General features: G+C 71.9%; 26 protein-coding genes. 12 read left to right on the forward strand and 14 right to left on the reverse strand.

The window, feature by feature from the left end; all coding sequences use genetic code 11:
- Positions 1–96 (forward strand): adenosylhomocysteinase (locus ACTMTJ_RS31410; protein ID WP_441222463.1); only part of this gene is annotated, 96 nt, incomplete at its 5' end.
- 90 nt (positions 97–186) lie between these two features.
- Here the strand turns inward: ACTMTJ_RS31410 and ACTMTJ_RS31415 are convergent.
- Positions 187–342 (reverse strand): hypothetical protein, encoded by a 156-nt coding sequence (locus ACTMTJ_RS31415; RefSeq protein ID WP_441222266.1) that lies wholly within the window; start codon positions 340–342, stop codon positions 187–189.
- A 100-nt stretch (positions 343–442) separates the two neighbouring features.
- Positions 443–751: a hypothetical protein gene (locus tag ACTMTJ_RS31420; RefSeq protein ID WP_441222267.1), complete on the reverse strand. Its 309-nt coding sequence runs from the start codon at positions 749–751 to the stop codon at positions 443–445.
- A gap of 157 nt (positions 752–908) precedes the next feature.
- On the opposite strand from ACTMTJ_RS31420, the gene ACTMTJ_RS31425 reads away from it, so the two are divergent.
- Together ACTMTJ_RS31425 and ACTMTJ_RS31430 are read left to right on the forward strand one after the other, a co-directional pair.
- On the forward strand, positions 909–1,760 hold the full coding sequence (locus ACTMTJ_RS31425) for a helix-turn-helix domain-containing protein (RefSeq protein ID WP_441222268.1): 852 nt from the start codon (positions 909–911) through the stop codon (positions 1,758–1,760).
- 35 nt (positions 1,761–1,795) lie between these two features.
- A complete protein-coding gene (locus ACTMTJ_RS31430; protein WP_441222269.1) occupies positions 1,796–2,014 on the forward strand; it encodes a DUF397 domain-containing protein in 219 nt (72 codons plus the stop codon).
- A 125-nt stretch (positions 2,015–2,139) separates the two neighbouring features.
- Here ACTMTJ_RS31430 and ACTMTJ_RS31435 read toward each other — a convergent pair whose 3' ends face one another.
- Entirely contained in the window at positions 2,140–3,156 is a 1,017-nt protein-coding gene (locus tag ACTMTJ_RS31435; RefSeq protein WP_441222270.1) for an RDD family protein, read from the reverse strand.
- 25 nt (positions 3,157–3,181) lie between these two features.
- Between ACTMTJ_RS31435 and ACTMTJ_RS31440 the strand changes: the two genes are divergently transcribed.
- Positions 3,182–4,141, forward strand: coding sequence for a stage II sporulation protein M (locus ACTMTJ_RS31440; protein ID WP_441222271.1), 960 nt, complete (start codon positions 3,182–3,184; stop codon positions 4,139–4,141).
- A gap of 444 nt (positions 4,142–4,585) precedes the next feature.
- Here the strand turns inward: ACTMTJ_RS31440 and ACTMTJ_RS31445 are convergent, their stop codons facing one another.
- The 5 genes from ACTMTJ_RS31445 to ACTMTJ_RS31465 are packed head-to-tail and all read right to left on the reverse strand — an operon-like array spanning position 4,586 to position 9,525.
- A complete protein-coding gene (locus tag ACTMTJ_RS31445; RefSeq protein ID WP_441222272.1) occupies positions 4,586–5,866 on the reverse strand; it encodes a DUF58 domain-containing protein in 1,281 nt (426 codons plus the stop codon).
- Entirely contained in the window at positions 5,866–6,834 is a 969-nt protein-coding gene (locus ACTMTJ_RS31450; protein ID WP_441222273.1) for an AAA family ATPase, read from the reverse strand. Before ACTMTJ_RS31450 ends, ACTMTJ_RS31445 begins: the two co-directional genes overlap by 1 nt.
- Positions 6,831–8,123, reverse strand: a complete 1,293-nt coding sequence (locus ACTMTJ_RS31455) for a DUF4350 domain-containing protein (protein WP_441222274.1) — start codon at positions 8,121–8,123, stop codon at positions 6,831–6,833. The genes ACTMTJ_RS31450 and ACTMTJ_RS31455 overlap by 4 nt, the downstream gene beginning before the upstream one ends.
- Positions 8,120–8,695, reverse strand: coding sequence for a DUF4129 domain-containing protein (locus tag ACTMTJ_RS31460; protein ID WP_441222275.1), 576 nt, complete (start codon positions 8,693–8,695; stop codon positions 8,120–8,122). The genes ACTMTJ_RS31455 and ACTMTJ_RS31460 overlap by 4 nt, the downstream gene beginning before the upstream one ends.
- The gene (locus tag ACTMTJ_RS31465) at positions 8,692–9,525 is read right to left on the reverse strand and encodes a hypothetical protein (protein WP_441222276.1); all 834 of its coding nucleotides are present in this window, start codon (positions 9,523–9,525) and stop codon (positions 8,692–8,694) included. Before ACTMTJ_RS31465 ends, ACTMTJ_RS31460 begins: the two co-directional genes overlap by 4 nt.
- Positions 9,526–9,654: 129 nt before the next feature.
- Between ACTMTJ_RS31465 and mtrA the strand changes: the two genes are divergently transcribed.
- The 5 genes from mtrA to hpf all read left to right on the forward strand — a co-directional run bounded on the left by mtrA (position 9,655) and on the right by hpf (position 15,467).
- Positions 9,655–10,344, forward strand: coding sequence for an MtrAB system response regulator MtrA (gene mtrA / locus ACTMTJ_RS31470; protein WP_173039797.1), 690 nt, complete (start codon positions 9,655–9,657; stop codon positions 10,342–10,344).
- A 12-nt stretch (positions 10,345–10,356) separates the two neighbouring features.
- Entirely contained in the window at positions 10,357–12,030 is a 1,674-nt protein-coding gene (mtrB, locus tag ACTMTJ_RS31475) for an MtrAB system histidine kinase MtrB (protein ID WP_441222277.1), read from the forward strand.
- On the forward strand, positions 12,027–13,877 hold the full coding sequence (locus ACTMTJ_RS31480; RefSeq protein WP_441222278.1) for an LpqB family beta-propeller domain-containing protein: 1,851 nt from the start codon (positions 12,027–12,029) through the stop codon (positions 13,875–13,877). The genes mtrB and ACTMTJ_RS31480 overlap by 4 nt, the downstream gene beginning before the upstream one ends.
- A gap of 4 nt (positions 13,878–13,881) precedes the next feature.
- Entirely contained in the window at positions 13,882–14,586 is a 705-nt protein-coding gene (locus ACTMTJ_RS31485) for a ComF family protein (protein ID WP_441222279.1), read from the forward strand.
- Between the two features lie 248 nt (positions 14,587–14,834).
- On the forward strand, positions 14,835–15,467 hold the full coding sequence (gene hpf / locus ACTMTJ_RS31490; protein ID WP_441222280.1) for a ribosome hibernation-promoting factor, HPF/YfiA family: 633 nt from the start codon (positions 14,835–14,837) through the stop codon (positions 15,465–15,467).
- On the opposite strand, the gene ACTMTJ_RS31495 is transcribed toward hpf, so the two are convergent.
- Together ACTMTJ_RS31495 and ACTMTJ_RS31500 are read right to left on the reverse strand one after the other, a co-directional pair.
- Positions 15,440–16,543 (reverse strand): GNAT family N-acetyltransferase, encoded by a 1,104-nt coding sequence (locus ACTMTJ_RS31495; protein WP_441222464.1) that lies wholly within the window; start codon positions 16,541–16,543, stop codon positions 15,440–15,442. The two genes, hpf and ACTMTJ_RS31495, sit on opposite strands and share 28 nt — an antisense overlap.
- Positions 16,543–17,664, reverse strand: coding sequence for a GNAT family N-acetyltransferase (locus ACTMTJ_RS31500; RefSeq protein ID WP_441222281.1), 1,122 nt, complete (start codon positions 17,662–17,664; stop codon positions 16,543–16,545). Before ACTMTJ_RS31500 ends, ACTMTJ_RS31495 begins: the two co-directional genes overlap by 1 nt.
- A 161-nt stretch (positions 17,665–17,825) precedes the next feature.
- On the opposite strand from ACTMTJ_RS31500, the gene secA reads away from it, so the two are divergent.
- On the forward strand, positions 17,826–20,699 hold the full coding sequence (gene secA / locus ACTMTJ_RS31505) for a preprotein translocase subunit SecA (protein ID WP_441222282.1): 2,874 nt from the start codon (positions 17,826–17,828) through the stop codon (positions 20,697–20,699).
- A gap of 278 nt (positions 20,700–20,977) precedes the next feature.
- Here the strand turns inward: secA and ACTMTJ_RS31510 are convergent, their stop codons facing one another.
- The 3 genes from ACTMTJ_RS31510 to ACTMTJ_RS31520 all read right to left on the reverse strand — a co-directional run bounded on the left by ACTMTJ_RS31510 (position 20,978) and on the right by ACTMTJ_RS31520 (position 22,392).
- The gene (locus tag ACTMTJ_RS31510) at positions 20,978–21,583 is read right to left on the reverse strand and encodes an Rv3235 family protein (RefSeq protein ID WP_441222283.1); all 606 of its coding nucleotides are present in this window, start codon (positions 21,581–21,583) and stop codon (positions 20,978–20,980) included.
- A gap of 117 nt (positions 21,584–21,700) precedes the next feature.
- On the reverse strand, positions 21,701–21,916 hold the full coding sequence (locus ACTMTJ_RS31515) for a helix-turn-helix transcriptional regulator (protein ID WP_441222284.1): 216 nt from the start codon (positions 21,914–21,916) through the stop codon (positions 21,701–21,703).
- Positions 21,913–22,392, reverse strand: coding sequence for an Lrp/AsnC family transcriptional regulator (locus tag ACTMTJ_RS31520; RefSeq protein WP_441222285.1), 480 nt, complete (start codon positions 22,390–22,392; stop codon positions 21,913–21,915). Before ACTMTJ_RS31520 ends, ACTMTJ_RS31515 begins: the two co-directional genes overlap by 4 nt.
- Before the next feature lie 94 nt (positions 22,393–22,486).
- Here ACTMTJ_RS31520 and ACTMTJ_RS31525 point away from each other — a divergent pair, with 94 nt between their 5' ends.
- Both ACTMTJ_RS31525 and ACTMTJ_RS31530 read left to right on the forward strand, forming a co-directional pair.
- Positions 22,487–22,903 (forward strand): rhodanese-like domain-containing protein, encoded by a 417-nt coding sequence (locus tag ACTMTJ_RS31525; RefSeq protein WP_441222286.1) that lies wholly within the window; start codon positions 22,487–22,489, stop codon positions 22,901–22,903.
- A 59-nt stretch (positions 22,904–22,962) separates the two neighbouring features.
- The gene (locus tag ACTMTJ_RS31530; protein WP_441222287.1) at positions 22,963–23,463 is read left to right on the forward strand and encodes a DUF6912 family protein; all 501 of its coding nucleotides are present in this window, start codon (positions 22,963–22,965) and stop codon (positions 23,461–23,463) included.
- Here ACTMTJ_RS31530 and ACTMTJ_RS31535 read toward each other — a convergent pair.
- Entirely contained in the window at positions 23,455–24,384 is a 930-nt protein-coding gene (locus tag ACTMTJ_RS31535; protein WP_441222288.1) for a hypothetical protein, read from the reverse strand. The genes ACTMTJ_RS31530 and ACTMTJ_RS31535 overlap by 9 nt on opposite strands.
- Positions 24,385–24,483: the final 99 nt, after the last annotated feature.

A 24,483-nucleotide genomic window follows, 5' to 3' on the forward strand; every position in this document is an offset into this window, starting at 1 on the left:
CTGGGTGCCCGGCTGACCGAGCTCTCCAAGGAGCAGGCCTCGTACCTGGGCGTGCCGATCGAGGGCCCCTACAAGCCGGACCACTACCGCTACTGAGCTACGGCATCTGAGATCGGGTCGGCTTTTCAGCCGGCCCGATTTCGGTTTTTGGGCGATCAGCCGGCCCGGCTTCGGGTGTGGGGCGGGTCAGCCGGCCCGGTTTCGGTTTTTGGGGCGGACCCAGGTCCAGACGCAGTAGACCAGCCAGGTGACCGCGACCGCGGTGGCCAGGAAGCTGAGGTGCATCGCGTCGAGGAGGAGGACGACAGCCAGCACGGCGAGCCAGGGGAGCAGCACCTTCACCCCGGCAACGCTACTGGCTGGGGGTGTCCGCGGGACAGACAAGGAGCGGCGGGCCGGTGTTTGCCGCCACCGGGCCCGCCGTCCAGTCCCTGCGTCTCGATCAGAGCATGTGTTGGGCCTGTGGACCCACTACCTGTACAAGTTCTGACTCGAGCACTCGGAGCCACCGCCGCTGGACGCTACGCAGCGTCGTGACGATCGGGCGGCTGGGTGTCTCGTCGACCGGGATCAGCACCGCGTGGTCGCCAGGGAGAACCATCAGCCAGGCGACCACACGCCCGCCCGCGCCATCCTCGCCACGCTGGTAGAGCGCGAAAAGGGTCGGCTTTTCATCGACGAACACCAAGCCGAGTCGCAGCTGCCAGGGCAGCTCAGGAAGCTCGGGGACCAACGTCTGCTCGTCCAACACGGCTGCCTCCCACGGTCTCGACCCGACTTGGTGGCTGCTCGTCGACTTCGTTGTCGCGGTACATCCCCAGAGTGCATGGCGCGCGTCACAGATGCAAGTGCATCTGATGCCATCTTGTTGCAACCTCGCAGCTCAACTTGCGTGTACGGTATGCACGATGGCAGTGAAGCCAAGCCCGACCACACTGCGACGGCAATTGGGCGCCGAGTTGCGCCGCTTACGCGCCGACCGCACGGTGGCGGACGTGGCCGCTGAGCTCGGCTGGTCAGAATCCAAGCTGAGCCGCATCGAGACCGCCCATACGGGCGTCCGGCCCAAAGACCTGGACCGGCTGCTCGAGGCGTACGCCGTCGCCGAGGACGCCCGAGTACGAATCCGGGCGCTCGCGGGGCAGTCCCGGCAGCGCGCGTGGTGGGAGGCTTACGGTGACGTGCTCCCCAACGCCTACGAGACGTACATCGGCTTCGAAGCCGAAGCGGTCGCCATCTACAACTACGAGGCACAGATAGTGCCCGGGTTGTTGCAGACCGCGGAGTACGCGAGCGCCGTCATCCAGGCGGATGGCATCTACGAAGAGGACGAGGTGCACGGCCAGCGGGTGGCTGTGCGGATGGCACGTCAGGCTGTGCTGACGCGCGATCCGCCACCCAAGCTTTCCGTGATCCTCGACGAGGCGGTCCTGCGCCGTCAGATCGGCGGGCCGGACGTCATGCGCCGCCAGCTCGGCAGCCTGGCGGAGGCCAACGAGCGCAAGATGGTCACGGTCCAGGTCCTCCCCTTCTCGACCGGTGCCCACCGTGCCTTGGCGGGATCGTTCATCATCCTCGAATTCGGCCGGGACGGAGAGCATCCGCTCGTCTACAGCGAAGGCATGACCGGCGGCGTCTTCCGCAGCCGCGCGGACGAGCTCCGGAGCTACTGGATGAGCTTCGAGTCGCTTCGCGCCACCGCGCTCAGCCCGAGGAAGTCGGTCGACTTCATCCACTCGGTCGCGCAGGGCGAAGCCTGATCAACCAACATTCCGAGAGAGGAAGTACCGGGGAGATGTTCCCTGCGTCCAACGACGAAGGGCTGCTCTGGTTCAAGAGCAGCCGCAGCGCGGGCAATGGTGCCTGCGTCGAGGTGGCTTTGGCGGGGTCCGACGCGATCGCGATGCGCGACTCCAAGGATCCGCGTGGCCCCGTCCTACGCTTCTCTGCCGCTTCCTGGCAGCGCTTCGTGGCTGATGTTCGAGTGGGGGAGTTCGACCAGCCGCGGTCCTGAGGTAGACAGACACATTCAGGGCGGTCCCTTTCGGGTCCGCCCTGATGCATTCCCGCGGCCTGTAAAGGGTCTTCAGCGGCCTCTTCGCCTCTGGCCTCTGAGGCCGAGCGCTCTTCGCCCCATGATCAGTCGGGTGTGGCGCGGCGCAGCGTGCTGGCCACCGGCGGGCGGCGCATGCCGGTCCAGTCGGGCTGCTCGGCGGTGGGGCCCAGCCACGGCGGCCTCGGCCAGGCGTGGCTCGGCCAGTCTTGCGGCGCGCCGGGCGGCACCGGCACCGGCGGGCGGGTCATCGACGTCGCCGGGCGCGACGGCATCGCGAGGCCCGGCCAGAGCGCCGCGGTGGCCGCGCGGGCACGGGCGAGGCGGTGGGCGGCCCGGCGGTGGCGCTCGGCGAGCACGGCCGCCAGGTAGGCCCAGCCCGGCACGCCCGGCGGAGGCGGCGGCGTGGTCTTGGCCAGGATCTCTCCGGCGAGCGACTGCCCCAGCCGGCTCCGCTCCGGCTCGGAGAGGCCATGCCCGCGGGCGAGGAAGTGGCGCACGGCCAGCGCGAGGTCGTCGTCGAGCCCGGTCAGGTCGAGGGTGGCCGCCCAGGCCGCCAGCGGCGGCGGCATGCCGGGCACCCAACCCCACGAGGCCGGCGTGCGCTCGTGGATCACCATCGTGCCCGCGGCGAGGTCGCCCAGGCGCTTGCCGCGCGGGTTGGCGAGCATCGTGGCGAGGCTGGCGACCCAGGTGACCAGCGGCAACACCAGGCCGGGCCACTCCACCGCGACGCCGACCAGGCTGCGGGTCAGCGCGTGGCGGAAGCGCACCGGCCCGCCGTCGTCGCGGACCACCCGGAGGCCGACCGCGAACTTTCCGACGGTGCGGCCGCCGGTGAGCGTCTCGCAAAGTGTCGGGTAACCCACGAGCACCAGTACGGCACCCACGGTGAAGAGGGCGCCCTCCAGGGCGGCGTCGACCGGCGCGCTGGACAGCACCACCGCCACGATGATCAGCAGGGCGACCGCGAGCACGAGCTGGACGGCGATGTCGACAAGCAGCGCGAGGACCCGGGAACCGACCCGGGCCACGCGTACCTCCAGCTCGACCGCCTCACCGCTGACGAGTACGCCGGCGGGGGCGTGGACTTGCGCGGTCACCCGACAAGTGAACACCATGTCGGGCGTGGACCTCGACGCGTACGTCGCCGAGCACGACGCCGAGTGGCGGAGGCTCGAGCAGCTTTCCCGCGGCCGGCGGCTGACCGCGGCCGAGGTCGACGAGCTTGTGGCGCTCTACCAGCGGGCCGCCACGCACCTGTCGGTCGTACGCAGCCGCTCGCCCGACCCGGCGCTCGTCGCGCGGCTGTCCCGGCTCGTCCTGGCCGCCCGCGCCACGATCACCGGCGGCAGCCGACTCTCCTGGCGGGAGGTCGGCCGCTTCTTCACCGAGGGCTTCCCGCTCGCCGTCTACCGGGCGTGGCCGTGGTGGTCCGGGGTCGCGGTGGCGTTCACGGTGCTGACCGGCTTTCTCATGTGGTGGGTGGCCGGACATCCGGAGAGCGCGGCCGCGTTCATCGGCGAGGAGGCCGCCGAAGACCTCGTCGCGTCGGAGTTCGCCGGCTACTACACCGAGTTCCTCCCGTCCACGTTCGCGTTTCACCTGTGGACCCACAACGCCTGGCTGGCGGCTCAGTGCCTCGCCTCGGGCGTGCTGATCGTGCCGGTCCTCTGGCTGCTGTGGAACAACGCGCTCAACCTCGGCGTGGTCGGTGGCGTGATGATCTCGTACGGCCGCGGTGACCTCTTCTTCAGCCTGATCACGCCGCACGGCCTGCTGGAGCTGACCGGCATCTACGTGGCGGCCGGCGTCGGCCTCCGGATCGGCTGGTCCTGGATCGCGCCCGGCCCCCACCGCACCCGCGGCCGCGCGGTGGTCGAAGCGGCCCGAGACGGCATGCTCGTCGCCGTCGGTCTCGTCGGTCTCTTCGCGGTGTCGGCGGTGATCGAAGCGTTCGTGACACCGTCGCCGCTGCCCACGGTCTTCCGCATCGGCATCGGCGCGGCGGTCTGGCTGGCGTTCCTCGGCTACGTAGTCATCCTGGGCAGCGCCGCGGCGGCCAAGGCCCGTGCGCAGTCTCAGTGACCGACCACCCAGACCCAGATTCGAGCTACCGCGACGTCCGTCGTGGTCCAGACCGCTGCTCCCGCGGCCGCACCCGTCCGCCGCTGGTCGCGCTCACCCCTGCGCGCAAGCGGCGGGAGGAGAATGAGGGCAGGCGGATTGAGCTCGCGCCAGGCGGTGGCCGACGTTTGTCCACAATGCCCGTTGCCGGATCGGCAATCTGGGAAAGCAACCGGGGTTTCGTCGCCGTGAGCGGCGCGATGGCGGAGGTAGGCCCCCGAAGACCGCCAACGGGGCTTGTCCCGCGGACCTGGCAGCGGACGGCCGGGGATCTCGGCTCGGTCTGCGAGCCGCCGGCCGGGAGCGGTGCCCGCGGGAGCATACGGTCTGCCGCTGACGCGGACACGGGCAAATATGCCTCGAAGAAACGCCACCACGGACCGCGACGCTGACTCCAAAGGCTTTTTACAGCTTTCCGGCCTGCTTGAGGGCTAGGTAGGTGTCGGCGACCCGGGAGGCGAACGCGTCGACCGGGGCGTCGAGCACCTCGACACCGTGCCGGCTGAGCGCCGAGCGCACCCGGTCGCGCTCGCCGAGCGTGCGCAGCGCGGCGGCCGCCAGGTAGGGGTCTCCCTGGGCCTCGGCCAGCAGCGGGTCGTGTACCGCCGCCACGAGCACCTTGTGTCGGGTGGCCAGCCGGGGCAGCACCGGCAGGAGGCCGTCGCCGAGTGCGCCCGGCTCCAGGGCGGTGAAGAGCACCACCAGCGCGCGCTTGCGCTCCCGCCGCAGCACCTCGCCGACCACCAGCTCGAAATCGGTCTCTACAAGGGACGGTTGGAGCGGCGCGAGGGCGTTGACGAGCCGGGGCAGCAGCACGTGCCGGCCGCCGGAGGCGGACGCCCGTACGGCCGTGTCGACCGCGAGCAGGTCGACCTGGTCGCCGGCGCGGAGGGCGAGCGCGGCGAGCAGCAGGGCGGCGTCGATGGCCGCGTCGAGCCGCGGCTCGGCACCGGCGAGCACAGCCGAGGTGCGGCCCGTGTCGAGTACGCACACCACCCGCCGGTCGCGCTCGGGCCGCCAGGTGCGCACGAGCACATCCGAGCGGCGCGCGCTGGCCCGCCAGTCGATCGAGCGCACGTCGTCGCCGATCACGTACTCGCGCAGTACGTCGAACTCGGTGCCCTGGCCCCGCCCGCGGGTGACCGTGGCGCCTTCGAGCGTGCGCAGGCGGGCGGTCTTCTCCGGCAGGAAGCGCCGCGAGTCGAAGCGGGGCAGCACCCGGAGCGTCCACTGTGGCGTCTCGGGGCGGCCGGCGCGCTGGCGGAAGGCGAGCCGCATCGGCCCGTACGAGCGGAGGGTCAGCCGGACCGCCGGCCGGTCGCCACGACGGGTCGGGGTCAGCGAGGTCTCGACCGTCACCGCGCTGCCCGGCTCCACCACGACCCGGTGCACCGAAGGACTTGCGCCGGCCGAGGGCACCCACGAGTCACGGATGTCGGCGTGCAGCACCCGCGGCGAACGGTTGGCCACGCGCAGCGACACCGTCGCAGTCTCGCCGGAGCGCACGGTGCGCGCGCCGTCGCGGGTGAGCTCGATCTCCCGCAGCGGGGCGGCGAGCGCGAGGTCCATCGTGGACAGCACCAGCACCGCGCCGGCGAGCACCGCCAGCCCCAGCCACGGCGACGGCCACAGCGGCAGCGTGGCCGAGGTGAGGGCCAGCAGGAGGGCGGCGCGGCCGGTGACCATCAGCGCGGCGTCGGCACGGTCGCGAGCACCGAGTCGAGTACCGAGTCGGCGGTCACGCCTTCCAGTTCGGCCTCGGGGCGCAGCCGCACGCGGTGCCGGAGCGTCGCGCGGGCGACCGCCTTGATGTCGTCCGGGGTGACGTAGTCGCGCCCGGCCAGCCAGGCCCAGGCCTTCGCGGTGATCAGCAGCGCGGTGCCGCCGCGCGGCGAGGCGCCGAGCTCCAGCGAAGGTGAGGTGCGGGTGGCCCGGCAGAGGTCCACGATGTACGCGAGCACCTGCTCGGCCACCCCCACCCGCTGCATGCTCGCCCGGCCGGCGGCCAGGTCGGTGGCGGTGGCGACCCGCTGCACGCCGGCCGCCTTGAGGTCACGTGGGTCGAAGCCGGCGTGGTGCGCGCGCAGCACCCCGATCTCCTCCTCCCGCGCCGGCAGCGGCACGGTCAGCTTGAGGAGGAACCGGTCGAGCTGGGCCTCCGGCAAGGGGTACGTGCCCTCGTACTCGATCGGGTTCTGGGTGGCCGCCACGATGAACGGCTCGGGCAGCGGCCGGGGGATGCCCTCGACGGAGACCTGGCGCTCCTCCATCACCTCCAGCAGCGCGGACTGGGTCTTCGGCGGGGTGCGGTTGATCTCGTCCGCGAGCAGGAGGTTGGTGAAGACCGGCCCGGTGCGAAACTCGAAGACCGCGCTGCGCGGGTCGTAGACCGGTGAGCCGGTGACGTCGCCCGGCATGAGGTCGGGCGTGAACTGGAGCCGCTTGGCATCCAGGTCCAGCGCCGCGGCGATCGTGCGCACGAGGAGCGTCTTGGCGACACCGGGCACGCCCTCCAGCAGCACGTGGCCCCGGCACAGCAGGGCGATCACCAGGCCGGTGACGATGGCGTCCTGGCCGACCACGGCCTTGGCCACCTCGGTGCGCAGCCGGTGCAGGGCGGCGCGGGCATCGTCGGATCCCGCGGGAAGGGTCACCGTGCTCTCCTTACGGCTTCGACCAGTGCGTCCAGGTCGGCCTGGAGGCGCCGCAGGTCATCGTCGCTCTCGGGGGTGGGGCCGTCGAGCAGGCCCTCGATCAGCTCCGGGTCTCGCCCGGTCGCCGCGGCGGCGGCGTCCACAAGCGACACTTCGGGCGTGGGGTTGAGCAGCTGCGCGAGCCGGTCTCGGGCCGCCGCCCGCAGCATGTCAGCGGTGGGCCCGCGGGCCTTGGCCCGGCGGTAGAGCCGGCCCCGGCCGTGTACGGTCTCCGCCGCCCGCACCGTCACCGGCAGCGGCTCGGTCACCGGCGGGCCGAGCCGGCGCGCCCGCCACAGCGCGAGCAGCACCACGGCCAGCGCCAGCTGGATCAGCAGTGCCCAGAACCATGGCGGAAACGCGTCCCACAAGGGGTTTTCGTCGTCCACATCGGAGGCTGACGGGTCTCCCGACGACTCCTCGCCGTCCGGACCGCCGGAGCCGTCGCCCTCCCCGGAGGTGCCGTCACCGGAGCCGTCGCCTTCCCCTTCGCCCTCGCCGTAGCCGCTCTCACTCGGGTCAGGGCCGAGCGAGGGCGGTGCGCCGCTGGACGAGCCGGGCTCGTCGGCGACGCCGGGCGGCGGCTCCAGCTTGTGCACGTCGAGCCAGACCACCCGGGAACGGGCGGCGAGCAGGCCGGTGGCGAGCGCCTCGTTGCCGTGCTCGCCGATCCGGTCGTTGCGGAACGGGTCGCTCGCGCCGATCACCACGAGGTCGGCCCGCTGCCAGGGCAGCCGTACGACGCCGGCGCCGTAGCAGCGGATGCCCTCGCCCTGGTACCGCTGGCGCAGCGCCGCCGCCCGGCCGGCCGTGCGCGCCTCCTCGACCGGGCAGTCGGGCAGCACCGCCTGGGCCGCCCAGCGCCGCCCGCCCGGGCTGAGCGGGATCCCGGCGCTGTCGAGCGCCTGGCGGGCCGGGTCGACGAGCACGATGCGCGTGGTGGGCGGCATCAGCCGCAGCATCGCGAGGTAGTCGGGGTGCACCACCCGCGGCACCGGCACGAAGAGGGTCGCGTCGCCGTCGTACGCCGCGACGAGCGCGTCCGACGTGCGGGTCATCCGCTGTACCTGTACGCCCCGCGCCGCCAGCGCCCGCGCGAGCCGCTGCCCACCGATGCCGTCCGCGCTCGCCGGGCTGAGGAACGCGGGGTCGCTCGGGTCCGGCTCGTTCACCGCGTACGCCACACCGGTCACCGCGAAGACGAGCCCCACCACGCCCAACGGGATCGCGAACCGGTGCCATCGCCTCATGAGAGCGCCCGGTGTAGCTGGTCGGACAGCTCGCGCATCCGCTGGTCGTGCTGCGCGCCGGCGGGGCGCTCGCCGTACCAGACCTCGGAGAAGACGCCGCCCGCGGCCCGCAGCGGCGCGTCGACGACCGGCCGGGCTCGACCGGCCGCGCCGGCCAGCTCGGATACCGTCCACCCTGGACGGTGCTCGACCACCTGCCGGTCGACGAGCTCGCGCACCATGGCGCGGAGCCGCTCGCGGACCGCCTCGGCATACCGGCCCTGGGCGGCGAGCCGGTCGGCCAGCGAGACGAACGCGGCCGCCGGGAGGTCGGGCAGCTCGTCGCCGCTCGTGTCTAGCACCGGCCGCACCGGCTCCTGGACGTCCCGCTTGCGGCGGCGGAACGGCCAGTGGAAGCGGGGCCGGCGGAGGCGGGGCATCCGCAGGCGCGGAAACCGGCGCGGCACCCAGCGCGGCCACCAGTACCAGCCGGCACCGGCGAGGGCCGCCGCCAGCAACAGGGCCAGCGCGGCCAGCGGCAGCGGGACCACGTCACCGAACGCCGCGACCCCCTCGGTCCACCAGCGGCTCACCGCGCCACTCCCAGCAGGGCCGGGGTGACCTGGCCGCGGCGTCCGGCCCGGGAGAGCAGGATGTCGAGGCCCTCGGTGCGCATCCGGGTCTCCAGGTGCAGCACCGCGTCGAGGCAGGCCAGCGTCGGGTAGGCCACGGTGTTGACCAGCAGCCAGGCCAGCGCGCTCATCGGTGCGGTCCACTCCGCGCCGCCGAGGCTGAGCGCGTCGAGGGCGGCGTAGGCGCCCAGACCCAGGGCCACCCGGATGGCCAGCCAGGCCACGTAGCCGAGGACGCGGATGCTGGCGGCGCGCAGGCCCGCCCGGCACGCCAGCCTCGCGGAGCGCCACAGCGCCCGACCGGGTCCGAGCCGGTCGAGTACGACGACGGGAGCGGCGAGCCCGAGCAGCCCGTACACGAGGAACCAGGCCGGACCGGCGATGGCGGCGACGAACATCGTGGCACCGACCACGACGGCGACCACCGCCACCGCCCCGAAGCGGCCACCGGCGGGTCGCAGGAGCTGGCGGGCCGGCGGCCGCTGCCCGAGCAGGTCGGCGCCGGCGGCCCGGGCGGTCAGCCCACCCAGCAACGCGATGATCGTGACCTCGGTGGCCGCGCCGGCGGCGAGCAGCACCCAGAAGATCTCCAGGTGGCGCAGCTCGGGGAAGTCGGGCAGGTAGGCCGGGGGCTGTGCGTCGGCGGCCAGGCGCAGCGGGGCGAGCAGCGCCTGCTCGACCGCCGCCAGCACCGCCGCCACGGGCAGTAACGCCCGCCCGTTCGCGCGCAGCAGCGACACCGCGGCGTCGAGCAGCTCGCCGACGGTGAGCGGGCGCAGCGGCAGCAGCACTGCGCCATCCTGGCACGGGTCCGCTAACCGGTCGAACCCGTGCGGTCTCCGCTGCTAGATCGCCCGATTTGTCATAACCCCTGGTGAGGGCGGTCCCATGGATCGGACGCGAGGTGGAATATTGAACGCATGAGGGCACGGGTACTGGTTGTCGACGACGATCCTGCGCTGGCCGAGATGCTCGGCATCGTCCTGCGCAGCGAGGGCTTTTTGCCGTCTTTCGTCGCCGACGGTGAGCGGGCGCTGGCCGCCTTCCGGGAAAACCGGCCAGACATCGTGCTGCTCGACCTCATGCTGCCCGGGATGAGCGGCATCGACGTGTGCCGGTCGATCCGCGGCGAGTCCGGCATCCCGATCGTGATGCTCACGGCCAAGAGCGACACCGTCGACGTGGTGCTCGGCCTGGAGTCGGGCGCCGACGACTACGTGGTCAAGCCGTTCAAGCCCAAGGAGCTCGTGGCCCGGATGCGGGCCCGGCTCCGCCGGGGCGAGGATGCCGCCCCCGAGCTGCTGACCATCGGGCCGCCGGGCAACCAGATCACGATCGACGTGCCGGCCCACACGGTCAGCCGCGACGGCGACGAGGTCAAGCTGACGCCGCTGGAGTTCGACCTGCTGGTGGCCCTGGCCCGCAAGCCGCGCCAGGTGTTCACCCGCGAGGTGCTGCTGGAGCAGGTCTGGGGCTACCGCCACGCGGCCGACACCCGCCTCGTCAACGTGCACGTGCAGCGCCTGCGCGCCAAGATCGAGCCTGACCCGGAGCGTCCGGAGATCATCCTGACCGTGCGAGGCGTGGGCTACAAGGCGGGCACCGGATAGCCTGGTTTCGCCGTGGCTAGTGATGTACGTTCCGTAGCCGCGCTGGGTGCGCGGGCGCTGGCGGCTGCCCACGACCTGTGGCGCCGCGCGGCCCGCCGGGGTGCGGTGGTGGCCGCGCCCCTGCACAACACCTGGCGGCGCTCGCTGCACTTCCGGGTCGTGGCGATCACGCTGGTCGCCTCCAGCCTGCTGGTCGGCGCGTTCGCCTACCTGGTGGCCACGCAGAGCACCAAGATCCTGCTCGACCGCACGCAGAGCGCCGCGCGGACGCAGCTGGAGGCCGACGCCGAGTACGCGGGTGAGCAGCTGAGCATCTTCAACAACGCGTACGACCCGAAGGTGCAGACCACCCTCTTCCAGATCGCCACCAACCTCTCCCGGGGCGACCCGGAGCAGGGCGGCGCGATCGTCGCGTTGACCGCTCGCGAGCAGCCCAACCTCAAGCCGGTGCAGGTCACCCCGGTCATCAGTGCCGAGCTCCAGCGCGGGGTGGCGGTCGACGGCCGGGTCAAGTACCAGATCCGCACCCACGACTTCGGCGCCGGCCCGACCAAATATCTCGTCTCCGGCACGCCGGTGCCGACCGGCTTCGGGCAGGTCGAGCTCTACTACATGGTCCCGCTGTCGACCGAAAACCAGACGGCCGTGCAGATCCGCACGATGGTGCTGCTGACCGGCGTGGCGCTGGTGATCCTGCTCGGCGTGCTCTCCGCGCTGGTGACCCGGCTGGTGGTGCGGCCCGTCCGGGTGGCCGCGCGCACCGCCCAGCGCCTCTCCGCCGGCCTGCTCGACCAGCGCATGGCCGTGCACGGGGAAGACGACCTTGCCCTGCTCGCCGCGTCGTTCAACCAGATGGCGACCAACCTCCAGCGCCAGATCGTGCGTCTGGAGGAGATGTCCCGGCTTCAGCGGCGCTTCACCTCGGACGTTTCGCACGAGCTGCGCACGCCGCTGACCACCGTGCGGATGGCAGCCGACCTGATCTTCACGGAACGCGACGAGTTCGACCCGGCGGTCGCCCGCGCGGCCGAGCTTCTCCAGGCCGAGCTCGACCGGTTCGAGAGCCTGCTCACCGACCTGCTGGAGATCAGCCGTTTCGACGCCGGGTTCGCGATGCTCGACGCCGAGCCCACCGACCTCGTGCCGGTGGTGCGCCGCGTGGTCGACCGGCTGGAGAGCCTGAGCGAGCGCTGCGGCGTGCGGGTCGAGCTGACCATGCCGGAGACGCCGGTGATCGCCGAGGTGGATCCGCGCCGGGTGGAGCGGATCCTGCGCAACCTCGTCGGCAACGCGGTGGAGCACGGCGAGGGGCGCCCGGTCTCGATCGCGCTCGGCGTCGACGAGTCCGCCGTGGCGGTGACCGTGCGAGACCACGGCATCGGGCTGCGCCCCAGCGAGGAAAAGCTGGTGTTCAACCGGTTCTGGCGGGCCGACCCGTCACGGGCGCGGCAGACCGGTGGCACCGGGCTCGGCCTCTCGATCAGCCTGGAAGACGCACGGCTGCACGGCGGGTGGCTGGAGGCCTGGGGCGCCCCGGGCCAGGGCGCTCAGTTCCGCCTCACCCTCCCGGTGCGGGCCGGCGACCGGCTGACCTCGTCACCGCTGCGGCTCGTTCCGCCGGACGCCGTGCCCGGACACGCGGTGGATGCCCGGCCCACCAATTCCACGCTGGAGGTGACCGCGTGAGGCGCCGCACGGTCCTGGCCGCCGCGGCCGTGGCGGCGGTGGCGATCGGCGTGGCCGGGTGCGGGATACCGGACGAGACACAGGTGCGGGACATCGGCGCCGGTCCGGCTCCCGGGTTCGCCACCGGCGGCACCCCGGGCCAGGGCCCGCCCAGCCGAGACAACGCGACCACCAAGGAGGGCTTCGTCACCGACTTCCTGGCGGCGGTGGCCGGTGACCCGAAGAAGACGAAGCCGACCGATCGGATCCGGCGCTACGTGACCGAGAGCGCCCAGGATCAGGTCAAGGAGCGCGAAGACGCCGTCATCAACGTGGTGCGCCGGCAAGGGGAGCCCGTGTTCGCCAAGCAGAAAGACGGCACCTGGCGGGTCACGCTCAAGGTGGACCAGATCGGCGTGCTCAGCGAAGTGGGCTCGGTCGATCCGGCGGTGCTTCCCGCCGGGCAGCACACGTACACCTTCTACATCGGCGGCACGGAGGGCAAGACCGACTGGTTCGTCACGAAGCCCCCGCAGGACCTGCTGTTGAGCACCGAGGCGCTGCGCGACTACTACCTCCAGCGGACGATCTACTTCTGGAACAAGGACCGGACCGCACTGGTGCCCGACAACCGGTACATGCCCAGCGAGCTGGAGGAGGGCCAGCAGCCCACCGAGATCGTGCGGTGGCTGACCACCGGTCCGTCGGCTTGGATCAAGCAGTCGGTCAGCCCACTCAACCTGGGCAGCCAGGGCAACCAGAACGTGCCGTACCCGAGCGAGCGGCTCGAGGTCGGGCTCAACGCCGAGGCGGCCGAGCAGCCGATGCCCGCCATGAAGGACGTCGACGTGCTCGACCAGCTGGGCAAGCAGCTGATGTGGTCGCTGCGGCCATATCTCAGCGCGGGTCTGGAGCTGCGGGTCGAGGGGCAGGGGCCGCGCACGTTCGAGCCGGACGCCGCGTTCTTCGCGGTCAACCCGGCGCACCGGCGGTCCAATGCGCCCGGCCAGGAAGCCGTTCCGCAGCGGTTCGCGCTGTACCAGGGCAAGATCTACCGGCTCAAGGGTTCGGCGGGCGGCGGCACGGACCCGTTGCCGCAGCTGCTTCTCGAGCAGGGCGTCAACGAAGGGCTCGACTCCGCCACGCTGGCCCAGGAGACCGGCGACGACGGCGTGCAGACGGCAGCGGCACTCGTGTCGCGGCAGGGCCAGCAGTTTCGGCTGCGTGTGGGCGACGGCACCAACCCGTTCACCAAGAGCGGGCCGTACGCGGAGATGAGCCGGCCGGTCCTGCTCAAGATGCCGATGGACGCGGGGCTCGTCGTGATCAACAAGCGCCTCTACCGGTTCACCCTGGACGGCGGTGTGCTGGAGCAGGTGCCCGTGGCCAAGCTCGACGGGACGATCACCGATGTCGCCGCCGCACCGGACGGCAGGCGGATCGCGCTTGTCGCCGGGGGAAAGGTGTACGTCGCGGGCCTCGCGCGCGGCAGGCAGATCGAGCTCGCCAGCGAGGCAAGGGTGGTGCCGACCCGGGTCCGTGACGCGACCGCGGTCGACTGGGGCGAGGAGACGTGGCTCGTCGTCGCCGGCACGGTCGACCTCAAGCCGGCGGTGTGGCACGTGACGGCCGACGGCGCGATCGAAAACCAGCACACCGAGGACGCCGGGGGCAGGATCAACCACCTGGTGGCGTACCCCGTCGATCCGGTCGTCGGCGGCCCGGCCCAGGCCCTGATGTTCGACCGCGGGGGCGCCGCGTTCGACCAGGCAGGTGGCGACAAGCAGGTCGAGGCGGGCGAGGTGGTGGGTGCGCCGGGCGAGTTCGACCCGGCTGACGTGACGGCCCCGTTCTTCCTGATGGACTGACCCGATGGGCGGCTGGGCGGGTCTCGTCGACCTCGTACTGCCGGCTGGCTGTGCGGGCTGTGGCGCGGAGCGGATCCCGCTGCGGTACGGCGTCTGCGCACCGTGCGCCGAGGCGCTGGAAAGCCTTCCGCCCGCTCGGACCGCACCGACGCCCGTGCCGCCGGGGCTGCCGCCGTGCACCGCGCTCGGCGTCTACGACGGGGTGCTGCGGGACGTGCTGCTCGAGTACAAGGAGCGCGGCCGGCACGGCTTGGCGGTGCCGTTGGGCGCGCTGCTCGCGGACGTCGTGGCCGCCGCGGTCGGCGGCACCGGCGAAGGTGTACTCCTCGTGCCGGTGCCGGACACCGCGAAGGCCGCGCGGGACCGGCACGGTGACCACATGGTGCGACTTGCCCGGCGGGCCGCGGCGCGGCTGCGGCGGGCGGGCTGGCCGGCGGCGGTGGCCCGGCCACTGCGTGCGCTGCCTCGGCCCGACTCGGTGGAGCTCGGTGCGGCGGAGCGGGCCGCGGCGGCGGAGTCGGCCTTCCGGATCCGGGCCGGACGGGTGCCCGCGCTGCGCCGGGCGGCCGCCCGGCGGGCGGTCGTGGTGGTCGACGACATCGTCACCACGGGCGTCACCCTGGCCGCGGTCAGCCGGGAATTGCAATCCGTCGATGTGCATGTCGACGCGGTCTCGGTGCTCGCAGCCACTCAGTTGCGTTACGGGTAGTAGGGCCCTTTTCACCCCATCGTGCTAGGTGGGCGAATCTTCCCGAAACGGTCTTGGGCGGAGGGGTGACTAGTGAGCGCATAGGAGTTAGCGTCGTCTTCACCGGGGTAGGACCATCGGTTCAACCACCGGAAGGGCAGACGCAACCGTTCTGCCCCTCGCAGCCGGAGAGGAGGCGCAAATCCTTCACCGTCATCCGGCATCCGGCCGGTGACGTCACCACAGAACCATCGTGGGGGAGGTCACGCGTGGACATCGTCGTCAAGGGGCGCAACGTCGAAGTGCCCGATCACTACCGCGTACATGTAGGCGACAAGCTCGCCAAGATCGAGCGCTATGACCAGAAGCTCATCCGTGTCGACGTCGAACTATTCCACGAGCGAAACCGGCGACAGTCGGACTACTGCCAGCGCGTAGAGATCACCGTCTACTCTCGGGGGCCGGTCATCCGGGCTGAGGCGTGCGCCAAGGACTTCTACGGCGCACTCGACTCCGCGATCGCCAAGCTCGACACCAGGCTGCGCCGTGCCGCCGACCGGCGGCGGGTGCACCGCGGCCGCCACACGCCCGTCTCCGTCGCCGCGGCGACGGCGGGCCTGCCCACCTCGTGGCTCAACGAATCCACGGCTGCCGCGCCCAGCGGATCAAAGGCCGCCACGGCCGTCGCGGCTCCGGTGGAGGAGCACGACGACGACCAGCCCTGGCACATCGTCCGGGAGAAGGAGCACCCGGGCGAGCCGATGACCATCGATGACGCGCTCTTCCAGATGGAGCTCGTCGGGCACGACTTCTATCTCTTCCTCGACAAGGAAAACGGCCGGCCGAGCGTCGTCTACCGGCGCAAGGGCTACGACTACGGGATCATCGCCCTGTCAGTCTGAGCCCGCTCCACGTCGCCGGCGAGTAGGCCGTACACAACGTCGTCGACGCGGGTGCCGGAGATGCCGGGCAGCCGTCCGCGGAGGTATCCCTCCCGGCGGAATCCGGCTTTCTCCAGCACCCGCTGAGACGCGGCGTTGCCCGGCAGGGTGCCCGCGGTGAGGCGCCCGATGCCGGCTTCGCCGAGCGCCCAGCGAGCGAGCAGGCGCACCGCGCGGGTCGGCATGCCGCGACCCCGCCACGCCGGCAGCATGGCGTATCCGATACCGGCCGTCGCCGTACGCGGGTCCTCGTAGTAGATGCCGATCGTGCCGGCGGGCGTGCCCGTCGCCGCGTCGGCGATGACGAGGTCGGCCCGCTCTCCGGCCAGCCACCACCCCTCGGCGCGGGCGCAGCGCAGCTCGACCTCTTCGCGGTCGGGCACGATCGGCGGCACGCTGGTGCCGGCCACGTCCGGCAGTGACAGCAGGGCGTGCAGGAAGTCGGCGTCGCCCGGGCCGACCGGCCGCACGGCCACGACACCGTCGCTGAGCGCGCCGCCGGGCAGGTCGGGCAGCAGGCGCCGGGTCGGGCCCGGCGGATCGCCGGCGAGGCGGGCCCAGACCACGAGGTCGTACCGGCCGTGCATGCCCTGCCCGGCGCCGCGGCGCACTCCCTCGCGCTGGAATCCCACGGCGAGCGCGACCCGCTGGCTCGGCGCGTTGGCCGGGTCGGTGAGCAGCTCCAGGCGGCTGAACCCGCGGTCGAACGCCCAGGCCGACAGCGCCCGCGCGGCGGCCGTGGCCACGCCCCGGCGGCGGGCCCACCGCGCCACCCAGTAGCCGATCTCGCCCTGGCCGCGCTCCGGCACGATCCGGTTGATGCCCGCGCCGCCGATCAGCCGGTCGGTGGCCGGGTCGGCGATGGCGTACGCCGCGCCGCCGGCCGCCCACGCCGAGGGCACGCTGTGCGTGATCCAGTGCACCGCGTCCTCTCGCGTGTAGGCCTTGGCGTGCGGCTCCGAGTACCCGGCCGCGAGATCATCGACGTCCGCCTCACGAAACGGGCGGAGCCGTACCCCATTCGCGTGAATGACCATCACGGGACGAGCCCTCCCACCCAGGCGTCCTTGCGCTCGCCGCGGTGGGCGAGGCCGGCGCGTTGCGTGCCCTCGATGGTGAACCCGGCCTTCTCCGCCACCCGCCGGGAAGCCACGTTGCCGACGTGCGCCCGCCACACGATGCGGGCCAGGCCGAGCGAGCGGAAACCCCACTCGCAGATCGCGGACAGGGCCGCCGTGGTGTATCCGCGGCCGCGCACCCCGGGCGCCGCCAGGAAGCCGATCTCGGCGACGAGCGGGTCGTGCGCCGAGACGATCAGGTCGATCGCGCCGACCCAGGAGCCGTCCGGATCGGCGATCGCGTAGATCGCGCCCTCGCCGCGCCCCCACCTGGTGGGCGTGATGCGCAACGCGAAGTCTTCGGCGTGGGTGCGGTCGTACGGGTCGGGCACGGTGGTCCAGCGCACGCTCTCCGGATCGCGGCAGGCCTCGACCATCGCGTCGAAGTCGCGCGCCTCGGGCGGGCGCAGCCGCAGGCCGCCCTTCACGGTGAGCACCGGCTGCTCCCCGTCGAACAGCCGCGCCCGGCGCACCACCAGCTCGTCGAGCACCGGATCCATCGGGGCGCCGGGGAGCAGCGACCCCACCCAGGCGTCCACGCCGCCGTCGGCCAGCCGCAGATAACCCTCTATCCGGAACCCGGCGCGGAGCGCGACGAGCCGGGAGGCGTGGTTGCCGACCGCGGCCTGCCACACGACCCGCCGCATGCCGAGACCGTCGAAGGCCCACCGGGAGACCGCCCGCGTGGCGCGGGTGGCCACACCCCGGCCCCGGGCCCAGGGCGCGGTCCAGTAGCCGACCTCCGCGGAGGAGAGCACGCGGTCGATGGTGACCAGGCCGCAGGAGGCGAGCAGGTCGCCGCTGTCCGGGTCGACGACCGCGAAGTGCGCGCCGGTGCCCCGCTCCCACGCCGCGGCCGAAAGCTCGGTGACGTAGTAGCGGGCGTGCTCGGGCAGGTAGGGCGACGGCACCTGGGTCCAGCGCTGGATCGCCGGATCCTGGCAGGCCCGGTGGACCGCGTCGGCATCCGTCGCCCGCCACGGCCGAAGAAACAGTCCTTGATCGTGGATCTCCGGTTGGATGTTCGCTCGCGCCCCCACGCGGTCATGTTGCCGTACTGTTCGCGGCGGGCATAACCGTATCGGCCACGTCTCTGAGGCAAAATGTCCGCTTTGGCGCTATCGCCGGAGACGTGGCTGACAGTTGCGCCGAAGGTGCGCCTACGATGGTTCGGCAGACTGCCCCAGGGGAGCGTTGACCCGTGACGATTTTGGAAAAGGTCCTTCGTGCCGGCGAAGGGCGCATGCTACGGCGGCTCAAGGCAGTCGCCACCGCTGTCAATTCACTCGAGGACGAGTACACCGACCTCACCGACGCGGAGCTGCGGGAGCTGACCGATCAGTACCGCCAGCGGATCGCCGACGGCGAGACCCTCGATGACCTGCTCCCCGAGGCGTTCGCTACCGCTCGCGAGGCGGCGTCCCGCGTGCTCGGCCAGCGACACTACGACGTCCAGGTGATGGGCGGTGCCGCGCTGCACTTCGGCAACATCGCCGAGATGAAGACCGGGGAGGGCAAGACGCTGACCTGCGTCCTGCCCGCGTACCTCAACGCGCTCTCCGGTAAGGGCGTGCACGTGGTCACGGTCAACGACTACCTGGCGCAGCGCGATGCCGAGTGGATGGGCCGGGTGCACCGGTTCCTCGGCCTGAGCGTCGGCGTGATCCTGCCCAACCGCCCCTCGGCCGAGCACCGCGCGGCGTACGAGTGCGACATCACGTACGGCACCAACAACGAGTTCGGCTTCGACTACCTGCGCGACAACATGGCCTGGTCGAAGGAAGAGCTCGTGCAGCGCGGGCACAACTTCGCGATCGTCGACGAGGTCGACTCGATCCTGATCGACGAGGCGCGCACCCCGCTGATCATCTCCGGCCCGGCCGAGCAGTCCGCCCGGTGGTACACGGAGTTCTCGTCCGTCGTGGCCCGGCTCCAGCCCGGCAAGGACGGGGAGGGCGACTACGAGGTCGACTACGCCAAGCGCACGGTCGCGATCACCGAGCGGGGCGTCGCCAAGGTCGAAGACCGGCTGGGCATCGACAACCTCTACGAGTCGGTCAACACCCCGCTCGTCGGCTACCTCAACAACGCCATCAAGGCGAAGGAGCTGTACAAGCGCGACAAGGACTACATCGTCAACGACGGCGAGGTGCTGATCGTCGACGAGTTCACCGGCCGCATCCTGCACGGTCGCCGTTACAACGAGGGCATGCACCAGGCCATCGAGGCCAAGGAGCACGTCGAGATCAAGCAGGAAAACCAGACGCTCGCGACGGTGACGCTGCAAAACTACTTCCGGCTGTACGACAAGCTTTCCGGCATGACGGGCACCGCCCAGACCGAGGCCGGCGAGTTCAACAAGGTCTACAACGTCGGCGTGGTGTCCATCCCGACCCACCGTCCGATGATCCGCATGGACAAGCCCGACGTCATCTACAAGACCGAGAAGGCCAAGTTCAACGCGGTCATCGAAGACATCGCCGAGCGGCACGCGATCGGCCAGCCGGTCCTGGTCGGCACGGTGTCGGTGGAAAACTCCGAGATCCTCTCCCAGCTCCTGCGCCGCAGGGGCATCCCGCACGCGGTGCTCAACGCGAAGTTCCACGCCAAGGAAGCCGAGATCATCGCGCAGGCAGGGCGTAAGGGCGGCGTGACCGTGGCCACCAACATGGCCGGCCGCGGCACCGACATCCTGCTCGGCGGCAACCCTGAGCACTTGGCGGCAAACGAGCTGCACCAGCGCGGCCTCGACCCGGTCGAGCACGAAGACGACTACCAGAAGGCACTGGAGGAGATCCTCCCGCGCTGGAAGCAGGCGTGTGAGGAGGAGGCCGAGGAGGTCGCCGCCGCCGGTGGGCTGTACGTGCTGGGCACCGAGCGCCACGACTCCCGCCGCATCGACAACCAGCTGCGCGGCCGCTCCGGCCGGCAGGGCGACCCCGGCGAGTCCCGCTTCTACCTCTCACTTCAGGACGAGCTGATGCGCCGCTTCCGGGCCGGCGCGGTCGAGGCCGTCATGGAGCGCTTCAACATCCCCGAAGACGTGCCGATCGAGTCCAAGATGGTCACTCGGCAGATCAAGAGCGCGCAGGGCCAGATCGAGGGCCAAAACGCCGAGATCCGCAAAAACGTCCTCAAGTACGACGAGGTGCTCAACAAGCAGCGCCAGGTGGTCTACGCCGAGCGCAAGCGGGTGCTCGACGGCGAAGACCTGAGCGAGCAGGTCAACCACATGATCGACGACGTCATCGAGGCGTACGTCATGGGCGCCACCTCCGAGGGCTACGCCGAAGACTGGGATCTCGAGCAGCTCTGGACCAGCCTCAAGCAGCTCTACCCGGTCGGCGTCACCATCGAAGACCTCGAAGAGGAGGCCGGCGGCGAGCGCAACAACCTCGACGCCGACTTCCTGACGGCCCGCCTCAAGGAGGACGCGCACGCCGCGTACGAGCGGCGCGAGGAAGAGCTGGGCTCCGAGGCGGTCCGCCAGCTGGAGCGCATGGTGCTGCTCCAGGTGATCGACCGCAAGTGGCGCGAGCACCTCTACGAGATGGACTACCTCCAGGAGGGCGTGGGCCTGCGGGCGTACGCGCAGCGCGACCCGCTGGTCGAGTACCAGCGCGAGGGTTACGCGATGTTCGCCACGATGATGGACGGCATCAAGGAGGAGACGGTCGGCTTCCTCTACAACCTGGAGGTCCAGGTCGAGGAGGCGGCGCCCGCCGCACCGGCCGCCCCGACCGGCCCGGCCCCGCTGCCGATGCCCGACGACGCCACGGTCGAGATCCGCGCCAAGGGCCTGGGCCGCCAGCGCCCGCAGCAGCCACTCCAGTACTCCGCCCCGACCATCGACGGCGCGGCCGGTGACGGCGCCGTCTTCGTCGAGCAGGAGCAGGACTCCGCGCCCGCACTCGGCCTGGGCGGCCCGACGCCTCCCCGCGCCAGCGGCCGCCGCCCGTCGCCGTCGCCGAGCCAGGCCTCGAGCGGCACCGGCCCATCCCGCAACGCGCCCTGCCCGTGTGGCTCCGGCAAGAAGTACAAGCGCTGCCACGGCGCACCCACCGCCGGCGCCTGACAGCTAGGCAACGATCGAGGGCCCCCGTCGTGGGGGCCCTCGTTTTAGGCACATTTGCCCCGGTCCGCGCCAGCTGCGGACCGTATGCTCCCGCGGGCACCGCTCCGGTCGCGGCTTCGGCGTCGCTGGCGCTCGCCGAAACCTCGACGCTCCGCTGCCAGGTCCGCGCGACACGACGGGCGTCGCGGTAGCTGGAGCCCCGGGGCGCCCACCGCCTACGTTCGCAGATGAGCGCCCTGGGGGTCGGCACGCCGGGACTGAGTAGGGCTCGGGGCTTGTCAGACAAGGCGGACGGCGGCGCACTGCCAACGGCCGCGCTTGCGCTCCAGGCGGAAGGCCACCGCCCAGGTGCGGTCGAGCAGCCCGAGCGCGGCGGCGCCCTCCGCGACGCCGGCTCTGGGCTCGCAGACACGGAGGTGGCGCAGCACCACGAACTTGGCCTCGCGCGGGAGGAGGCGGGCCGGGTCCTGGAGGCGGCGGAGGCCGTCGGCGCGCTCTATGCAGGCGGCCAGCTGCTCGATGATGGCCGCCGCGTTGTAGCCGGTGAGCCCGCGGATGTGGCCGACCGGGCGGTAGCCGTTGAGGATTTCGAGGCAGACGTCGAGGAAGCGGCGGGCGGCGCGCTTGGTCTCCGGCGAGGCGTCGGCCAGGGCGGAGGCGGGTGGGGGCGTCGTGTCGCCGGCGCTGGCCTCGGCGGCGGGGAGCGAGGGGACGCCGGAGCGGACCCGCGGCACCGGGATCGGCGCGTGCCGGCGGTGGCGGGTGGCGCCGTCGAGCTGGAGGGGGAGCTGGTCCCAGAGCTGAGGGGTGGCCTCGTCGTCGAAGGGCGGGTCGAGGGCGGGCGCGGGCCGGAGCCGGATGGCAGGGCGAACCTTAGTGATCATGCAACACCCCGATCAGGGTCAGCGATCTTGCGTTTGCCTTCGTTTGCCTCCGATACCATCAGTTTCCGGCAACAACCAGCCACCCGTCAACGACCTGTGGATAACCCGGATTGGGGCTCACTCCACCAGCGGGTTGCTCTGCACCCACTCGGCGGTCTCGGTGTACTTGCGCTGGATGTACTCCTCCAGCTTGGCCCTCTCCACCCGCCACTGGCCCCGCCCGCCAATCTTGATCGCGGGGAGCTCGCCACTGCGCACCATGTGGTAGACCTGCGAATCCGAGACGTTGAGCTCGGCCGCCACCTCGGAGAGCAGCAGGAAACGGGGGGTCACTGCTTTAGTTTGCCATCGACGGCTTGCGAATCGACCGTGCGGCTCGCGAGTGGGCTGGAGTACACCACGCTGGTCGTGACCGCGCCCAGCCCGCTGATCCGGCCGGCGACCTCCTCCAGGTGGCGCATCGAGCGGGCCACGACCTTGAGCACGAAGCAGTCTTCGCCGGTGACGTGGTGCGCCTCGATGATCTCGGGCGTGGAGTCGAGCAGGGCGTGAAACGGCCGGTAGTTGCCGTTCGGATAGCGGAGCCGCACGAACGCCATGATCGAAAGGCCGACCCGCTCCGGCGAGACGGTGGCGCGGTAGCCCGTGATCACGCCGGACTCCTCCAGGCGCCGCACCCGCTCGGCCACCGCGCTCGGCGACATCGCGACCGCGCGGGCGAGGTCGGCGAAGCTCATCCGCCCGTCGTCTTGTAGCGCGTCGATGATCCGCCAGTCGGTAGCGTCGAGCACCGGTGATTCCACGGCCATTCGACGAGACTACCGGCGAGGCAACGGCGTGAGAAGCCCGCTGCCGTGCGACGGGGGTGTAGGGATCAAGATCAAGGCCGTACCGTCAACAGGCATGGACACCCAGCAAGCCGTCGCCTGGTTCGAAGCCCGGCTGGCCTTCCAGACCGACGTCTCCGACGTACAGGCGGCCCTGGCCGGCGGCGACCCCGGCTTCACGCTCGTCGACACGCGTGACCTCGCCGCGTGGCGGCAGGGGCACATCCCCGGCGCCGTCCACCTGCCCCGCGCCATGATCCCGGTGCGCGGTGACCGCCTCCTCGACCGCGCGCGTCCCGTCGTGACGTACTGCTGGGGGCCGGGCTGCGACGGTGCCACCAAGGCGGCGCTGGAGCTCGCCCGCCGCGGCTACGCGGTCAAGGAGATGATCGGCGGCATCGAGTACTGGATCCGCGAGGGCTTCCCGGTGGAGACCGCCGAGGGCCTGGTAACGCGGCCGGCCGACCCGTTGACCGCCCCGGTTCATCGTTGATCAACCGGAGGGTGTAGGACATCAAACGACAGGGGGGTCGAGCCCGGGGGAGTCCGCGCGTGCCAGATCAGCTCATCCGGGTGTACCTCCCGGCGACGCTTTCCATGCTCTCCGCGCTGCGGGAGCGGGGTGAGATCCTCGGGTCGGAGGCGCACGCCGTGACGCCCGCGCTCCGCGAGTGGTACGCGGAAGGTGACGAGGAAGAGCTCGAGTACGTCGCCTTCACCCGAGCCGCCCAGGGTGCGCTCCGCCTGCTCCGCCACGACCCCGCGGCGCCCCGCCGGCGCGTGGTGGTCTCGGCCGACCTGCCGTCCGGCGCGGTCACCCGGGAAGATCGCGAGCTTGGCTCCAGCGAGGTGCGGCTGGCCGGCCCCGTGCCGCTCGCCTCGGTCGCCGCCATCCACATCGACGGCGAAGGCGCGGTCGACGACATCGCCGCGGCGGCCGGCGTGGTCGAAGAGGCGCTGGCCGGCGACCCCGACGCCCAGTTCACGGTGGATAGCGCCGAAGACCACCAGCTGGAGTGGTACGACGTGAGCGAGCTCGAAACCCTAGCGTGACCGAGGCAGTGTGCGACCGAAGGCGATGATCGCCACGATCGCGCCCACGAAGAGCACCACCAGCGCGTTGTTGACCCGCGAGCTGTCCATCATCTGCTGTGCCGTGGCGTCGGCCTCGCTCACCGAACCGGCGAGGGCCAGCACGTCCGCGCCGAGCGTGCGGATGATGAACTCGGCGGCCACCAGCAGCAGGCCCGGACCCGCGCCGGCGATCGCGTAGGCCGGCCACTTCGGCGGCACCGCGTCGTCGCCGGCCCGCCTCGCCGCCCGGCGCAGGTAGAAGAAGGCCACCAGCCCCGCCGCCAGGCCGGTGCAGACCGCGATCGTGAGCGCGGACCAGCCGGACGCGCTGAGCCGGGAGGAGGGGTCGTCTTTGCTGCCGTAAAGCGACATGAGGTTGGGCTGGAAGTTGTCGAGCACCTGCTCGACCGCGAAGACCACCAGCCCGGCGGCGACGATCGCGCCGACGACCGCACGGGCCCGGACCGCGGCGAGCGCCCCGCCGGCCGTGACCGCGGCGGCGACCGTGCCGGCGAGCACCGTGCTGGCCTCGCCGCCGCCGTAGCTGACGACCACCACCATGGCCGCGACGACACCCACGAGCAGGCCGGCGCCGACCGACGCGGCGAAGCGCAGCGGCGCGCGCAGACGGCGGAGCAGGTGACCCACGGCGAGGCTGGCGGCCGCGCCGGCGACGAGGCCGGCGGAGATCACGGTGGGCAGCGACATCGCCGCCGACGTGATCGCGAGCGTGCCCTCCCCAGAGGTGATCTCGGCGTGCGACGACCACATCATCGCGGCGAGCCAGGCCAACGCGATGACCGCGAGGACACTCGACCCGAACGCCGGTGGACCTTCCGGCGCGGGAGCTTCGGCCCGCGCGGGCGGCGCGGCCTCGGTGACGCTGGACTTGTCGCTCATCGTCTCCCCTTCACCCGGGCAGCCAGGCAGCTTATCAGCGTACGCGGCACGCCAGGACCGCTCGCGGCGGCCGTTGACGACCCCCGCGAGCGGCGCGAC

This window comes from Phytohabitans sp. LJ34 (genome assembly GCF_052068095.1).
Taxonomy (GTDB): Bacteria; Actinomycetota; Actinomycetes; order Mycobacteriales; family Micromonosporaceae; genus Phytohabitans.

Coding starts and splice junctions, on each gene's coding strand:
- ACTMTJ_RS31425 (WP_441222268.1), top strand. CDS start 909: ATGGCAGTGAAGCCAAGCCCGACCACACTGCGACGGCAATTGGGCGCC.
- ACTMTJ_RS31430 (WP_441222269.1), top strand. CDS start 1,796: ATGTTCCCTGCGTCCAACGACGAAGGGCTGCTCTGGTTCAAGAGCAGC.
- ACTMTJ_RS31445 (WP_441222272.1), bottom strand. CDS start 5,866: ATGGTCACCGGCCGCGCCGCCCTCCTGCTGGCCCTCACCTCGGCCACG.
- ACTMTJ_RS31455 (WP_441222274.1), bottom strand. CDS start 8,123: ATGAGGCGATGGCACCGGTTCGCGATCCCGTTGGGCGTGGTGGGGCTC.
- mtrA (WP_173039797.1), top strand. CDS start 9,655: ATGAGGGCACGGGTACTGGTTGTCGACGACGATCCTGCGCTGGCCGAG.
- ACTMTJ_RS31485 (WP_441222279.1), top strand. CDS start 13,882: ATGGGCGGCTGGGCGGGTCTCGTCGACCTCGTACTGCCGGCTGGCTGT.
- ACTMTJ_RS31495 (WP_441222464.1), bottom strand. CDS start 16,543: ATGGTCATTCACGCGAATGGGGTACGGCTCCGCCCGTTTCGTGAGGCG.
- ACTMTJ_RS31510 (WP_441222283.1), bottom strand. CDS start 21,583: ATGATCACTAAGGTTCGCCCTGCCATCCGGCTCCGGCCCGCGCCCGCC.
- ACTMTJ_RS31520 (WP_441222285.1), bottom strand. CDS start 22,392: ATGGCCGTGGAATCACCGGTGCTCGACGCTACCGACTGGCGGATCATC.
- ACTMTJ_RS31525 (WP_441222286.1), top strand. CDS start 22,487: ATGGACACCCAGCAAGCCGTCGCCTGGTTCGAAGCCCGGCTGGCCTTC.
- ACTMTJ_RS31535 (WP_441222288.1), bottom strand. CDS start 24,384: ATGAGCGACAAGTCCAGCGTCACCGAGGCCGCGCCGCCCGCGCGGGCC.